General features: G+C 46.4%; 14 protein-coding genes. All 14 read left to right on the forward strand.

All coding sequences use genetic code 11. The features are described 5' to 3' along the window. A partial coding sequence (locus R7D93_RS04050; RefSeq protein ID WP_225473918.1) for a flagellin occupies positions 1–474 on the forward strand: 474 nt, incomplete at its 5' end. 289 nt (positions 475–763) lie between these two features. Next, positions 764–1894 (forward strand): flagellin, encoded by a 1131-nt coding sequence (locus tag R7D93_RS04055; RefSeq protein ID WP_005380449.1) that lies wholly within the window; start codon positions 764–766, stop codon positions 1892–1894. A gap of 92 nt (positions 1895–1986) precedes the next feature. Continuing rightward, the gene (gene flaG / locus R7D93_RS04060) at positions 1987–2421 is read left to right on the forward strand and encodes a flagellar protein FlaG (protein ID WP_005384493.1); all 435 of its coding nucleotides are present in this window, start codon (positions 1987–1989) and stop codon (positions 2419–2421) included. 21 nt (positions 2422–2442) lie between these two features. Beyond that, a complete protein-coding gene (gene fliD, locus R7D93_RS04065; RefSeq protein WP_017635955.1) occupies positions 2443–4437 on the forward strand; it encodes a flagellar filament capping protein FliD in 1995 nt (664 codons plus the stop codon). A 3-nt stretch (positions 4438–4440) separates the two neighbouring features. Then, positions 4441–4746: a flagellar protein FliT gene (locus R7D93_RS04070; protein WP_005380456.1), complete on the forward strand. Its 306-nt coding sequence runs from the start codon at positions 4441–4443 to the stop codon at positions 4744–4746. Positions 4747–4758: 12 nt separating this feature from the next. Beyond that, positions 4759–5169, forward strand: coding sequence for a flagellar export chaperone FliS (gene fliS / locus R7D93_RS04075; protein ID WP_005380457.1), 411 nt, complete (start codon positions 4759–4761; stop codon positions 5167–5169). A gap of 287 nt (positions 5170–5456) precedes the next feature. Beyond that, complete coding sequence (locus R7D93_RS04080; RefSeq protein ID WP_054575511.1) at positions 5457–6923, forward strand: sigma-54 dependent transcriptional regulator; 1467 nt, start codon at positions 5457–5459, stop codon at positions 6921–6923. A 199-nt stretch (positions 6924–7122) separates the two neighbouring features. Beyond that, positions 7123–8154 carry a sensor histidine kinase gene (locus R7D93_RS04085; RefSeq protein ID WP_005380459.1) on the forward strand — a complete coding sequence of 344 codons (1032 nt, stop codon included), beginning with the start codon at positions 7123–7125 and terminating at the stop codon, positions 8152–8154. 36 nt (positions 8155–8190) lie between these two features. Beyond that, on the forward strand, positions 8191–9600 hold the full coding sequence (locus tag R7D93_RS04090) for a sigma-54-dependent transcriptional regulator (protein WP_151515040.1): 1410 nt from the start codon (positions 8191–8193) through the stop codon (positions 9598–9600). A 122-nt stretch (positions 9601–9722) separates the two neighbouring features. Then, a complete protein-coding gene (gene fliE, locus R7D93_RS04095) occupies positions 9723–10034 on the forward strand; it encodes a flagellar hook-basal body complex protein FliE (RefSeq protein ID WP_005384482.1) in 312 nt (103 codons plus the stop codon). Positions 10035–10048: 14 nt separating this feature from the next. Continuing rightward, positions 10049–11791, forward strand: coding sequence for a flagellar basal-body MS-ring/collar protein FliF (gene fliF / locus R7D93_RS04100; protein WP_005380462.1), 1743 nt, complete (start codon positions 10049–10051; stop codon positions 11789–11791). After that, positions 11784–12839, forward strand: coding sequence for a flagellar motor switch protein FliG (fliG, locus tag R7D93_RS04105; RefSeq protein WP_005380470.1), 1056 nt, complete (start codon positions 11784–11786; stop codon positions 12837–12839). Before fliF ends, fliG begins: the two co-directional genes overlap by 8 nt. 71 nt (positions 12840–12910) lie before the next feature. After that, positions 12911–13711: a flagellar assembly protein FliH gene (gene fliH / locus R7D93_RS04110; RefSeq protein ID WP_005394317.1), complete on the forward strand. Its 801-nt coding sequence runs from the start codon at positions 12911–12913 to the stop codon at positions 13709–13711. A 3-nt stretch (positions 13712–13714) separates the two neighbouring features. Further along, a complete protein-coding gene (gene fliI / locus R7D93_RS04115) occupies positions 13715–15034 on the forward strand; it encodes a flagellar protein export ATPase FliI (RefSeq protein ID WP_213868024.1) in 1320 nt (439 codons plus the stop codon). Positions 15035–15037 lie beyond the last annotated feature (3 nt).

Below are 15037 nucleotides of genomic sequence, written 5' to 3' on the forward strand. Positions count from 1 at the left end.
GAGCTTGCGACTTACATTAACGGTCAAACTGACCTAGTGAAAGCCTCAGTAGACCAAGACGGTAAACTGCAAATCTTTGCTGGCAACAACAAAGTCGAAGGCGAAGTCGAGTTTTCAGGCGGCCTATCTGGTGAGCTAGGTTTGGGCGAAGGTAAAAAAGTGACGGTAGATACTATTGACGTAACCTCAGTCGGTGGCGCACAAGAATCTGTTGCTATCATCGATGCGGCACTGAAATATGTAGACAGCCACCGCGCAGAGCTGGGTGCATTCCAGAACCGTTTCAACCACGCAATCAGCAATTTGGACAACATTAACGAGAACGTGAATGCGTCGAAGAGCCGTATCAAAGATACTGACTTCGCCAAAGAAACGACGGCAATGACCAAATCACAAATTCTATCGCAAGCGTCAAGCTCAATCCTTGCGCAAGCGAAACAAGCGCCAAACTCAGCGCTAAGTCTGCTAGGTTAATTTCAAACCTAAGACGAGAACCTCATTGGCTCGTGGTGAGAGATGAGCGAGTAAACCCAGCTTCGGCTGGGTTTTTTTTCTGTCTTTTGGGGACTCAGGATTTCTGCGAATCACGGCATTAGAGCTTCATCACATTTCAGTAAACCAAAGAAAATAATCGCAAAAAATTGAAAATTTCTTCTAAAGGATATTCATCGGTCGCCGTTAAAGGGACTGAGAGAAATGAGATGTACCTAAGTGAGGTGAGAGACACGACGGTACATTCACTAAAGCCTTAAGGAGATCAATTATGGCGATTAACGTTAATACTAACGTTTCTGCGATGACTGCACAGCGTTACCTAAACCAGGCAGCTGACGGTCAACAAAAATCTATGGAGCGTTTGTCTTCGGGTTATAAAATCAATAGCGCGAAAGACGATGCTGCAGGTCTACAGATTTCAAACCGTTTGAATGCACAAAGCCGTGGCCTAGATATGGCAGTGAAAAACGCAAACGACGGTATTTCTATTGCACAGGTTGCTGAAGGTGCAATGAATGAATCTACCAACATCCTACAACGTATGCGTGATCTTTCGCTTCAATCGGCGAACGGCTCTAACTCAAAAGCAGAACGTGTAGCGATCCAAGAAGAAGTAACAGCGCTAAACGACGAGCTAAACCGTATTGCTGAAACTACCTCTTTCGGTGGTAACAAGCTTCTAAACGGTACTTACGGTACTCAATCTTTCCAAATCGGTGCGGACTCAGGTGAAGCCGTGATGCTTTCTATGGGTAACCTACGCTCAGACACTTCAGCAATGGGTGGTAAGAGCTACGCAGCAGAAGAGGGTAAAGACGCATCTTGGACTGTTGGTGAGAAAACAGAGTTCAAAATGAGCTACACCAACAAGCAGGGTGAAGAGAAAGAGCTATCAATCAGCGCTAAGCAAGGCGATGATATTGAGCAGCTAGCGACATACATCAACGGTCAAAACGATGATGTAAAAGCCTCTGTTGGCGAAGATGGCAAACTACAAGTATTTGCTTCTTCTCAAAAAGTTGAAGGTGATGTTGAGTTTTCTGGCAACCTAGCAGACGAGATCGGCTTTGGTGGCCCGAAAGACGTAACAGTGAAAGACATCGACGTAACCACAGTAGCTGGCTCTCAAGAAGCAGTAGCGGTTATCGACGGTGCTCTTAAGTCCGTAGACAGCCAACGAGCTTCACTCGGTGCTTTCCAAAACCGCTTCAACCACGCAATCAGCAACCTAGACAACATTAACGAGAACGTTAACGCGTCTAAAAGCCGTATTAAAGATACTGATTACGCGAAGGAAACCACTGCGATGACTAAGTCGCAAATTCTTCAGCAAGCAAGTACTTCAATCCTGGCTCAAGCGAAGCAGTCTCCATCTGCAGCGCTAAGCTTGTTGGGCTAAGTGGTAAACCCAGCCTGAGGTCAACACCTTAGTGCTGGGGCACCAAAGCGATAGATTCTATCGTTAGCCCATAAGGTGGAAGGGAGATTGTAATGGATATATCCTCCTACGCATCGAACATCCAGCCTTACGGCACGCCAAATGGCACAAAGTTTGCAAATAAAAATGGCAATGATATAGGCACGTCTAGCCCAGCAAATTCAAATGGTGAGATTTCGCCGCAAAAAGCGAAAAACACCGAATACGACTTCTCTGTTCAAGCTGCGATCGAGATGGCTGAAAGCCGTCAAGAACTGAACAAAGAAGAACGTGAAAAATTGGTCGCACAAATGAATGAATTTGTCACGTCCATAAACAAAGGAGTCGCATTTCGAGTGGATGAAGAATCCGGACGAGATGTGGTGACGATTTATGAAGCCAATACCGGTGACGTGATTCGTCAAATTCCTGATGAAGAAATGCTAGTGGTATTGCGTCGCCTAGCTGAGCACACAGCCAACAGCGGGTTGTTGACTGAAAAAGTGTAAGTCGTTTTTAGAGGTGATTTGATGAGTTTAGGCCCTTTGGGGATGTCTGGCGGCATGGATATTAATTCTATGGTCAGCAAAATTGTGGATGCCGAACGCGTACCAAAGCAGCAACGCATCGACAACGAACGCACGACAATTAATGCCAGTATCAGTGCTTACGGACGACTCAGAGAATCATTGGATACGATGAAAAATCTCATGGCGAACTTTCGTCAGGAGAAAGCATTTGCCGTTCGCACTGTCGAAACGACCGATGACAATATCGTATCTGCCACGGCAACCACAGATGCTATCGCTGGCAAATATGCTATCGATGTGTTGCAGCTTGCTCAGAGCCATAAAGTCGCTTCTGACGTATTGCCAGAAGACGCAAAATTTGGCCCTGGTAAGCTGCAGATTTCGCTTGGTGATGAGCGTTTTAATATCGATGTTCGTTCCCGATCTAAGCTCATCGATGTCGTACGCGGCATCAATGGCGCTAAAGATAACCCTGGCGTTCGTGCATCTCTTATTAACGACGTCGAAGGTCCACGCCTTATCCTCGCTTCTAACCTCTCTGGTAAGGATCATCAAATCAGAGTCAGTGTGGAGGCAGAAAAAGGCAACCCTCTTAAATATTTCGAATACCAAACACTTGAAGACCGCGTCAACGCGCTTGAAGAAGCTCGTTCAGCGGCGGAAGATGTCTTAGGTCCTCTTAAATTTCCGGAACAACCAGCAGAAGAGCTGGATGCAAACGGCAATCCTCTACCTCCAGAAGAGCAAAAAGCGGCAGACGATGTACAAGATGATGCATCGCAAGCGCCAATCTCTGCGGCGGGTGCAGAAGCAGCCAAAGCTGGTCAAGAAGCCATTGATGAAGCCAACCGACGCGCGAGCTTACGCCCTGAAGACAGAATTCCAGGGTGGACAGAAACTGCGTCAGGTACTTTGTTGGACTCTTATGAAGAACCAGAGCTTGAACTCGACGAAAAGGCAATAGAGAAGGCACCAGATGTACCAGGCTGGAATAATGCCGCATCGGGCACCCTAACCGATTCTTACGTTACGACGAAAGAGGCTAAGCAGCTTCTTGAGCAAGAAAAAGCGGAAATCGAGCAAAAAATTGCGAGTGAAAAGCAAGCGTTAGACGAGAAAGTGGCACGTGGTGAACTTTCCGAAGCGCAAGCTAAGCAAATTCATCGCGCTAAACTTGATCCTCAAGAACGTGAGCGTCTGGAAAAAATTGATGAAGCAGAAGCGAAAATCGCAAAGGCACAATCTGCTTTTGAACAATACCTTGGGATGACAGAAGTACAAGCAGGGCAAGATTCAGAAGTTCTGCTTGATGGCGTGGCAAAGCTATCTAGCCACAACAATGTGATTGAAGATGCGATCGAAGGTGTTGATTTAACACTAAAAGGCAAATCAGAACCGAATAAACCGCCTGCTGAAATTGGTGTCGAGTACGACCGTCAAAGTGTACGCAACGATATCGAAAACTTTGTGGCAGCGTATAACTCGTTTTATCAAACCTCCCAAGCGTTGGCGAGTGTGGATCCGGTAACTGGCCAAAAAGGGCCGTTGTCAGGTGACAGCACCGTACGCAGTGCAGATTCACGATTAAAATCGGTCTTTTCTACTCGAATCGATAAAGCACCTGAAAACCTAAAGTCCTTAACAGAATTTGGCATTACGACCACACGTCAAGGCACCCTAGAAATCAACTATGACATGCTAGACCGCCAGTTGAACAATAACTTCAACGAGTTAGAAAAGTTCTTCGGTGGCAACACAGGTTTTGCTAAACGAGTAGAAGATGCGATTCACGGTATCACAGGTATTACAGGCAGTATTCGTACTCGAGAAAAAAGTCTCACAGAACAAAACTACCGTTTGAGTGACGATCAAGCGGCATTAGATCGCCGCATGGAAAGCCTAGAGAAGCGTACTCATGCGAAGTTTACCGCGATGCAAGATGCGACCGGTAAAATGCAAGGCCAGTTAGGCGCTTTGATGAGTGCGTTGGGTTAATAAATGCAAAAAGAACTCATGGAAATTAGTGATATAGATCAACTAATTACGCAAGAATTAGAAAAAATTGATTTTAATGCTGAAGAAATTCTTCGCTTGGTCGATATCAGGGAACGGTTATTGCAAAACCTGTTACCAATTATTCATCAAAATCCTTTGGTTAAGCAGGATGCAGAGTGGCAAGCATTGCTAACTCGTACCAAAAGAATTGTCGAGCTGATGCAATCGGAAACGTCAAAGGTCGGAAAAGAGCTCCATAAGTTTCGTTATGGCCAGCGTTCACTTCAGCAGTACAAAAAATTTATTTAAAAGAGGATTACTATGCGCGGTTCTTTGCAAGCATACAAAAAGGTATCAGTCGACAGCCAGCTTAGCGCGGCTTCTCCGCACAAAGTCATTCAAATGCTTATGGCTGGTGCGATTGAGCGCCTTATTCAAGGTAAAGCAGCCATGCAAGCAGGCAATATTCCAGCAAAAGGTGAGCGCTTAGGTAAAGCGTTAGACATCATTATCGCGCTACGCAGCTGTCTATCTATGGATGACGGTGGTGATATTGCTTCAAACTTAGATTCACTGTATGAGTTTATGATCACGCAAATTTCTGCTGCTAACCATCAAAATGAGCCTCAGCTGATCGACGACGTTATCGACATTATCCGTGAGATCAAGTCCGCTTGGGACCAAATCCCAACAGAGTTTCATAATCTTACCGCTGCTGAAGTTGGTATTTAATAGTCAAAACAATGCGTTAAGATACTAGACGAATATATTTGTCAATTGCGCAACGAGTTGTGTAGCAAAGTTTCTATCAAGCTCACACCTCTCCATTGCTTGGTTGCCTTATTTTTATATTCAAATAAAATAGAAGCCATTAGTAGCCCTAATGGCTTTTTTGTTGCTGATTTTCCTATTTTGTCTATCGTAAATTGAGTGTGGTGGTTCTGCCTTCTTTAGCACCCAATTGCGCAAATCAAGGTTTGGCCGCAACGCACCTAAAATAAAGGCAATCATTCTTACTTATGCATGGTTTGGCAAAGCTGCTTGTAATTGATGATGACGCATCAAGTCGTTTAAATTTAAGCAATATATTGGAATTTGTTGGAGAAAATTGCGAAGCGGTCAGTTCTGATCAGCTCAGCGATGTTGATTGGTCTAGCGTATGGTCGTGCTGTATTGTTGGTAATATTCCAGCAGGTCAAGCGGCGAGTACGGTTATCTCTCATTTAAACAGCGCTTACCACATCCCTCTTCTAGTCATGGGCCGTTTTCCTTTGCCTGTTGATGATCTTCCAAATTTTGTTGGTGAACTAGAGCTGCCGCTTAATTACCCACAGCTTAGTGAAGCGTTACGCCACTGCAAAGATTTTCTGGGGCGAAAAGGAGTGAATGTTGTTGCTAGTGCACGCAAAAACACGCTTTTTCGCAGCTTAGTTGGTCAAAGTAGAGGTATTCAAGAAGTTCGACACCTGATTGAGCAAGTATCAAACACAGAAGCAAACGTGTTGATCTTAGGTGAGTCCGGTACGGGTAAAGAAGTTGTTGCGCGTAACATCCACTATCATTCTTCATACCGCGATGGCGCATTTGTACCTATTAACTGTGGTGCAATACCGCCTGAGCTCCTAGAAAGCGAATTATTTGGTCACGAAAAAGGCGCGTTTACTGGTGCGTTAACTGCCCGTAAAGGTCGATTTGAGCTCGCAGACGGTGGCACGATCTTTCTTGATGAGATTGGCGATATGCCAATGTCGATGCAAGTAAAGTTGCTTCGTGTATTGCAAGAACGCTGCTTTGAACGTGTAGGTGGCAATAGTACCATCAAGGTAAACGTTCGAGTGGTGGCGGCGACACACCGTAATCTAGAAAATATGATTGAAGAAGGCACGTTCCGAGAAGACTTGTTCTATCGCCTGAACGTGTTTCCAATTGAGATGCCAGCGCTGAAAGAGCGCAAACAAGATATACCATTGCTGCTGCAAGAACTGATGACACGTTTAGAGGCGGAAGGCGGACAACCTATCTGCTTTACACCTCGTGCAATCAACTCACTTATGGAGCATCACTGGCCGGGGAACGTACGCGAGTTGGCTAATCTTGTTGAGCGAATGATTATTCTGTATCCAAATAGCTTGGTGGATGTAAACCATCTACCAACCAAATATCGCTACAGTGACATCCCAGAGTTCCAACCAGAGAGCAATCCATTTGTTTCGGTGGAAGAGCAAGAGCGTGACGTATTCCAAGATATCTTCTCTGAAGATTTTAGCTTTGAAGATCAAGACGACCTTGATCACAGCATGAACGCCCCGCAAGCGCTGCCACCGGAAGGGGTTAATTTGAAAGAGCTGCTGGCTGATTTAGAAGTTAATATGATCAGCCAAGCATTAGAAGCGCAGGGTGGCGTTGTAGCAAGAGCGGCCGACATGCTGGGTATGCGACGTACTACGCTGGTGGAAAAAATGCGTAAGTACAACTTACAGCGCTAGGTAAAGTGAAGTTTTAAGACGATATCTGAATAATCACTTGGGCTGGTTAACATCGCTTTTCTGGCATCCAAAACCGTTATCTCTGAGTGTCAACTTATTGTCGATTGCTTAACGTCCTGATAAATATAAAAAATAGCTTGGTACGCTAATTGCTTACCAAGCTATTTTAGTTTTAGCGGCGATATTTCGACAGGCAGTAATGGATAACAACACCAATCAATCCCATTTAGATTCCGTAGAGAATCAGGTTGAGCGCTACAAACAGGTGCTCGATGTGATGCCTGCTGGAGTGATTTTGCTCGATACGTACGGAGTAGTGCGTGAAGCAAATCCAGAAGCGCACCGAATTCTTGAGATTCCACTGGTTAACGAAAAATGGTTCAACGTTATCCAGGCGGTGTTTGACCCACGTGAAGATGATGGCCACGAAGTTTCATTACGTAATGGCCGTAAAGTTCGACTCGCCATCTCGGCGTCCACAACAGGTCAATTGATCCTGATTACCGATTTAACCGAAACCCGTTTACTTCAAGCTCGTGTCAGTGATTTACAGCGCTTATCGTCGTTAGGACGTATGGTTGCATCGCTTGCTCACCAAGTAAGAACGCCGCTGTCGAGCGCTATGTTATATGCATCCAATTTGGGAGCGCCAAATCTTCCTCCAGCGACAAAAGATCGCTTCCAAACCAAATTAATGGATCGACTGCACGATTTGGAAAAGCAGGTTAATGATATGCTGCTTTTTGCTAAAGGTGGTGATAATAAAGTCATTAAGCCATTCACGATTGCCCAGTTGGTAGCGGAATACCAGCCGATGGTCGAAACCGCGCTAAAAAACAACAGTATTGATTACTGCCTAGAAGTGGAAGAAGAACAAACTGAGCTACTAGGCAATGCGAACGCCATTGCATCCGCATTAAGTAATCTGGTCATGAACGCGATTCAAATGTCTGGTAAAGAATCGCAAGTCGATATTTTTTTCCGCCCGGTAAATGGTGAGTTACGCATTTCTGTGCAAGACAGCGGACCGGGAGTGCCCGAAGAACTGCAAGCCAAAATCATGGAGCCATTTTTTACCACACGTTCTCAAGGAACTGGATTAGGGTTGGCAGTTGTTCAAATGGTTTGCCGTGCCCATGACGGTCGATTGGAACTTATTTCAGAGCAGGGTGATGGAGCCTGCTTCACCATGTGCATTCCGCTAGAGCGAGTGCAAACAGAAGCGCAATAAGCGGCTTTTGGTAATAACAATTTCTGGAGAATCATAATGGCGCAAAGCAAAGTGCTGATCGTAGAAGACGATGAAGGTCTTCGTGAAGCCCTAGTCGATACTCTGGCTCTGGCAGGGTATGAATGGTTGGAAGCGGACTGTGCTGAAGATGCACTGTTGAAGCTGAAATCGAATACGGTTGATATCGTCGTTTCTGATGTGCAAATGGCGGGTATGGGTGGCTTAGCTCTGCTCAAAAGCATCAAGCAGAATTGGCCTAACTTACCAGTATTGCTAATGACGGCGTACGCCAACATTGAAGATGCCGTGTCTGCAATGAAAGATGGCGCGATCGACTACATGGCGAAACCATTTGCACCAGAAGTGTTGCTAAATATGGTCAGTCGTTATGCACCGATAAAAAGTGATGACAACGGTGATGCTATCGTTGCTGATGAGAAAAGTCTGCGCTTACTCGCGTTGGCCGATAAAGTGGCGCGTACAGATGCGAATGTTATGGTGCTAGGTCCGAGTGGCTCAGGTAAAGAAGTGATGTCGCGCTATATTCACAACGCGTCGAATCGTAAAAATGGTCCTTTTGTCGCAATTAACTGTGCCGCGATTCCTGACAATATGCTCGAAGCAACACTGTTTGGCTATGAAAAGGGCGCATTTACTGGTGCTGTTCAGGCATGCCCAGGAAAGTTTGAACAAGCGCAAGGTGGCACAATCTTGCTTGATGAAATCAGCGAAATGGACTTGAACCTGCAAGCGAAGTTGTTGCGTGTTTTGCAAGAGCGAGAAGTAGAGCGCCTTGGCAGTCGCAAAAGCATCAAGTTAGATGTTCGTGTGTTAGCGACGAGTAACCGTGATCTTAAGCAATACGTGTCAGAAGGAAACTTCAGAGAGGACTTATATTACCGCCTGAATGTATTCCCAATTTCGTGGCCTGCACTTAAAGAACGTAAAGGCGATATTGCACCGCTTGCCAAGCATCTTGCTGAGCGTCATTGCAGCAAAATGGGCATGCCAGTGCCTCAATTCTCGACCGTTGCGTTAGAAAAACTATTGCAATACCCTTGGCCGGGTAATGTTCGTGAATTGGATAACGTGGTTCAACGAGCGCTGATATTAAGTGAAAATGGCGACATCGATGCAGAGCACATTTTGCTTGAGGGCGTAGATTGGCAAGATGCCAATAGCTTGCAACACGTGGTGCAAAATGCAGATATGGTCGTGCCCAATGTTAAGCCAGTTGCTCAAGCTGAGAGTGTTAGCCGCCCAGTAACTGGTGGAGAAGGCTTAGGTAGCGAGCTGCGCGATCAAGAATACGCCATTATTTTGGAGACTTTGGTTGAGTGTAATGGTCGACGCAAAGAAATGGCGGAGAAACTGGGTATAAGCCCTCGAACCTTGCGCTATAAGCTTGCCAAAATGCGTGATGCTGGTATAGATATCCCGAATTAACACAGACAACAGCCATAAGACGAAAAGTGTAAGTAAATTGATTGATAATGTCTTATGGCACGTTAATTGCTATGTCAATAATCAGTTTTGTTAATAGTCAATCTTTTGGCTTAGAGGTGCTAATGAAAATTGATGGTATTCAGGCAGAAATGCGCGCCATGATGGTAGAAGCAACCAATACGGCTCCTACTGCAAGTGGGGCGAAAGTTGGAGCGGATTTTAACGATCTCCTAACTAAAGCCATCAATAACGTGAACACACTTCAAAAAGCATCTGGTGATTTACAAACCCGTTTTGATCGTGGTGATGCCGATGTATCCCTTTCTGACGTTATGATCGCTCGTAACAAGTCTAGTGTCGCTTTTGATGCGACGGTTCAAATTCGCAATAAACTCGTTGAGGCATATAAAGACCTCATGAACATGCCAGTGTAATTTAGGTAATAAGTGTGGCAGACAAGTCTACAGATTTAACCGTCACTGAAGGCGGCTCAGATGGTGCACTGGTAGCAAGTTCCGATGTGGATGTGGAGAGTCAAAATCCAGATCTAGAGGAGCGCAGTGCGTCAAAATTCGATATGGCAGTGGGCGACCTCGATTTACTTCGTCAGGTTGTGCTTGTGCTGTCGATATCCATCTGTGTTGCATTGATCGTGATGCTGTTCTTTTGGGTCAAAGAACCGGAGATGCGCCCACTTGGTGCGTATGAGACCGAAGAATTGATCCCCGTTCTGGATTATCTGGACCAGCAGAAAATCAATTATAAGCTTGATGGCAATACTGTTTCTGTTGAATCGAGTGAGTACAACTCGATCAAACTTGGCATGGTTCGTTCCGGCGTTAACCAAGCTACAGAAGCAGGCGATGATATTTTGCTGCAAGACATGGGTTTTGGTGTTTCACAACGTCTCGAGCAAGAGCGTCTCAAACTCAGTCGAGAGCGCCAATTAGCTCAAGCAATTGAAGAAATGAAGCAAGTTCGCAAAGCACGAGTGTTATTGGCACTGCCAAAGCACAGCGTGTTTGTGCGTCATAACCAGGAAGCGTCTGCGTCGGTATTTTTGACATTGTCGACAGGCACGAACCTTAAGCAGCAAGAAGTGGATTCTATTGTCGACATGGTAGCGAGTGCCGTGCCGGGAATGAAAACTTCTCGAATTACCGTCACAGATCAGCATGGCCGCTTACTCAGCTCAGGCTCCCAAGATCCCGCTTCTGCGGCGCGACGCAAAGAACAAGAATTAGAACGCAGCCAAGAGCAAGCGCTGCGCGAAAAAATTGATTCCGTACTATTACCCATTTTAGGTTATGGCAACTATACGGCGCAGGTTGATATCCAAATGGATTTCAGTGCGGTTGAACAAACTCGCAAACGCTTTGATCCGAACACCCCTGCGACCCGCAGTGAGTACGCACTCGAAGATTACAATAACGGTAACATGGTAGCGGGTATTCCGGGTGCGTTGAGTAATCAGCCTCCAGCGGATGCCTCAATTCCGCAAGATGTGGCTCAAATGAAAGATGGTTCTGTCATGGGGCAGGGGTCAGTTCGTAAAGAGTCCACGCGTAACTTTGAACTTGATACGACCATCAGCCACGAGCGAAAGCAGACCGGGACAGTGGCTCGTCAGACCGTTTCTGTTGCGATTAAAGACCGTCGTCAAGTTAACCCTGATACGGGTGAAGTGACTTATACCCCAATGTCCGAATCTGAAATCAATGCCATTCGCCAAGTATTAATTGGTACCGTTGGCTTTGATCAAGGCCGTGGCGATTTACTGAATGTATTGAGTGTAAAGTTTGCTGAGCCAGAGGCTGAGCAGCTAGAAGAACCACCAATTTGGGAGCACCCTAACTTCAGTGATTGGGTTCGTTGGTTCGCAAGTGCATTAGTGATTATTGTGGTTGTGTTGGTTCTGGTTCGCCCAGCAATGAAGAAATTGCTTAACCCTACCAGCGATGATGAAGACGAAATGTACGGACCAGACGGCTTGCCGATTGGTGCGGATGGTGAAACTAGCTTGATTGGCAGTGACATCGAAAGCAGCGAACTGTTCGAGTTTGGCTCAAGCATTGATTTGCCAAACCTTCATAAAGATGAAGATGTATTGAAAGCGGTTCGCGCTCTGGTTGCAAATGAACCTGAACTGGCTGCTCAAGTAGTGAAAAACTGGATGAATGACAATGGCTAACGATATCGTACCTCAAGATGACAACGCCGCGGGAATGCCAGTAGAGCTGGATGTTTCAACCATTACTGGCGAAGAAAAAGCGGCAATTTTGCTACTGAGCCTTAATGAACAAGATGCAGCTGGCATTATCCGTCACCTAGAACCAAAACAGGTTCAGCGTGTTGGTAGTGCGATGGCTCGCGCGAAGGATCTCAGCCAAGACAAGGTATCTGCTGTTCATCGTGCGTTTTTGGAGGATATCCAGAAATACACCAACATTGGTATGGGCAGCGAAGACTTTATGCGTAATGCATTGGTTGCCGCTCTTGGTGAAGACAAAGCCAACAACTTAGTTGACCAGATCCTACTTGGTACGGGCTCAAAAGGCTTGGATTCCTTGAAATGGATGGACCCACGCCAAGTGGCGAGCATTATTGTCAATGAACACCCACAGATTCAAACTATCGTATTGTCTTATTTAGAAGCAGACCAATCTGCAGAGATTTTGTCTCAGTTTCCTGAGCGCGTGCGTTTGGATCTGATGATGCGTATTGCCAACCTTGAAGAAGTTCAGCCATCAGCATTGGCAGAGCTGAACGAAATCATGGAGAAACAGTTCGCGGGTCAAGCGGGTGCACAAGCAGCCAAAATTGGCGGCCTGAAAGCAGCAGCGGAGATCATGAACTACCTAGACAACAACGTCGAAGGTTTGTTGATGGAACAAATTCGCGATCAGGACGAAGACATGGCGACGCAAATCCAAGACCTAATGTTTGTCTTCGAAAACTTAGTCGAAGTGGACGACCAAGGTATTCAGAAGTTGCTGCGTGACGTACCACAAGACGTGTTGCAAAAAGCACTCAAAGGTGCAGATGACTCGTTACGTGAGAAAGTCTTCAAGAATATGTCTAAACGTGCTGCTGATATGATGCGTGATGATATAGAAGCGATGCCGCCAGTACGAGTGGCAGATGTAGAAGCCGCTCAGAAAGAAATCTTAGCAATTGCCCGTCGAATGGCGGATGCTGGTGAGCTCATGCTATCTGGCGGTGCTGACGAATTCTTATAATTTCTATTGCTTCGCAATTATCCTATTGCGGAGCACCCTCACTTCTTAATCGAACACACAATAGGTAACCCATGGCTGGCGATAGAAAACGTGGATTTATCCGTCCTGATGAAGATGATTCGATGATCGAACCTCAACGTTGGGGGCTGCCTGATTATGGCGAGCCTAAAGCCAAACAAGCAAAACAAACCGCGTTCAACTATGACCCGGGATGGGTGCCGAATTTTGATGAGCCTGAAGAAGAGCAGCCACTTGCGCTCACCGAAGAACAAATTGAACTGATTAAGCAAGGTGCTTATCAAGAAGGCTTACATCAAGGTCAGGAAGCTGGCTTTAAGCAAGGTTACGACAAAGGTAAAGAAGAAGGGTTGCAAGCCGGCCATGCTGAAGGTCTCGAGCTCGGAAAAGCTGAAGGGGTAACTGCAGGGCAAGAATACATTCAGCAGCAAGTTGAAACTTTTATGAACTTGGCCAATCAGTTTGCTCAACCTTTGGAGTTGATGAATGCTCAGGTTGAAAAGCAGCTGGTGGATATGGTGCTCTGTTTAGTTAAAGAAGTGGTGCACGTTGAAGTACAAACCAACCCTCAAATTATTTTAGATACAGTGAAGCAGTCGGTTGAAGCGCTACCAATATCAGGCCACCCTATTACCTTGCACCTGAATCCAGAAGATGTCGCGATTATTCGTTCAGCTTATGGTGAAGAAGACCTTAATTGTCGCAACTGGACGTTAGTTGCTGAGCCATCGCTCAATCGAGGTGACGTCCAGATTGAAGCCGGTGAATCAAGCATTAATTATCGCATGGAAGAACGCGTCAAAAGCGTATTGCACAGCTTTTGTGGCGCAAACCGTCATCAAGAGGGCGAGTAATCCATGCAAGCACTCTCTGACCGCTTAAAAAGCTACAAAGTTGAAGGCCTTACGACGCGTCCTGTCGCCTCTGGCAAACTGGTGCGTGTGGTTGGGTTAACGTTGGAAGCGACCGGCTGTCGCGCACCAATTGGCAGTTTATGCTTAGTGGAAACCATGTCAGGTCAGATGGAAGCCGAGGTTGTCGGCTTTTCAGGTGACAACCTATTTTTAATGCCAAGCGAACAAATTACGGGCATTTTACCTGGAGCGAGAGTCACCCCTTTAACCAGTGACGCTGGTTTGCCTGTCGGCATGGAGTTACTTGGGCGCGTGATAGACGGGGTTGGGAATCCACTTGATGGACTTGGCCCTTTGTATACCGATCACCGTGCCTCTTTTAATGCCGAACCAATCAACCCGTTGGCTCGAAAGCCAATTTCTGAACCGCTCGATGTTGGCCTAAAAGCCATCAATGGTTTGTTGACGGTTGGTAAAGGTCAGCGTATCGGTCTGTTTGCAGGTTCTGGTGTGGGTAAATCGGTCACGCTTGGCATGATGACGCGAGGCACCACCGCACAGGTTGTGGTCGTCGGCCTGATAGGTGAGCGTGGACGTGAAGTTAAAGAATTCATCGAAGAGATCTTGGGTGAGGACGGTCGTCGCCGCTCAGTGGTGGTCGCGGCGCCTGCCGATGCTTCACCTCTAATGCGCTTAAAGGGGTGCCAAACGGCATTAACGATTGCTGAATACTTCCGGGACCAAGGGTTAGATGTTCTGCTATTGATGGACTCGTTGACTCGTTTTGCACAAGCACAGCGTGAAATCGCACTTTCTGTTGGTGAGCCGCCAGCGACGAAAGGTTACCCGCCTTCTGTATTTGCCAAGCTGCCAGCGCTGGTTGAGCGAGCGGGTAATGGAAGTGCCGAGCAAGGCTCGATTACGGCGTTCTTTACCGTGTTGACCGAAGGGGATGATTTGCAAGATCCGATAGCGGACGCATCGCGAGCCATTCTTGATGGCCATATTGTACTTTCTCGTGAAATGGCGGATGCAGGCCATTATCCGGCGATTGATGTCGAGAAGTCGGTGAGCCGTGTTATGCCGCAAATCACGACCGAAGAGCACGTTCTGATGTCAAAAGCGGTGCGACAGGTCTTGTCTATTTGTCGCAAGAATCAAGATTTGGTCTCGATTGGAGCGTACAAACCGGGTACCGATCCTGCTATTGATGGCGCATTTACTTTGAAACCGAAGTTAGACGAATACTTGCAGCAGAGCATGAAAGAATCAGTGCCATATGATATGTGCGTCAATATGCTTAGAAACATTTTGGGTGGGTGATAG

This window comes from Vibrio sp. YT-15 (genome assembly GCF_033337445.1).
GTDB lineage: Bacteria > Pseudomonadota > Gammaproteobacteria > Enterobacterales > Vibrionaceae > Vibrio > Vibrio alginolyticus.

Excerpts from the sequence above, each read along its gene's own strand:
- R7D93_RS04055 (WP_005380449.1), top strand. The coding sequence starts at position 764 with ATGGCGATTAACGTTAATACTAACGTTTCTGCGATGACTGCACAGCGT.
- flaG (WP_005384493.1), top strand. The coding sequence starts at position 1,987 with ATGGATATATCCTCCTACGCATCGAACATCCAGCCTTACGGCACGCCA.
- fliD (WP_017635955.1), top strand. The coding sequence starts at position 2,443 with ATGAGTTTAGGCCCTTTGGGGATGTCTGGCGGCATGGATATTAATTCT.
- R7D93_RS04070 (WP_005380456.1), top strand. The coding sequence starts at position 4,441 with ATGCAAAAAGAACTCATGGAAATTAGTGATATAGATCAACTAATTACG.
- fliS (WP_005380457.1), top strand. The coding sequence starts at position 4,759 with ATGCGCGGTTCTTTGCAAGCATACAAAAAGGTATCAGTCGACAGCCAG.
- R7D93_RS04080 (WP_054575511.1), top strand. The coding sequence starts at position 5,457 with ATGCATGGTTTGGCAAAGCTGCTTGTAATTGATGATGACGCATCAAGT.
- R7D93_RS04085 (WP_005380459.1), top strand. The coding sequence starts at position 7,123 with ATGGATAACAACACCAATCAATCCCATTTAGATTCCGTAGAGAATCAG.
- R7D93_RS04090 (WP_151515040.1), top strand. The coding sequence starts at position 8,191 with ATGGCGCAAAGCAAAGTGCTGATCGTAGAAGACGATGAAGGTCTTCGT.
- fliE (WP_005384482.1), top strand. The coding sequence starts at position 9,723 with ATGAAAATTGATGGTATTCAGGCAGAAATGCGCGCCATGATGGTAGAA.
- fliG (WP_005380470.1), top strand. The coding sequence starts at position 11,784 with ATGGCTAACGATATCGTACCTCAAGATGACAACGCCGCGGGAATGCCA.
- fliH (WP_005394317.1), top strand. The coding sequence starts at position 12,911 with ATGGCTGGCGATAGAAAACGTGGATTTATCCGTCCTGATGAAGATGAT.
- fliI (WP_213868024.1), top strand. The coding sequence starts at position 13,715 with ATGCAAGCACTCTCTGACCGCTTAAAAAGCTACAAAGTTGAAGGCCTT.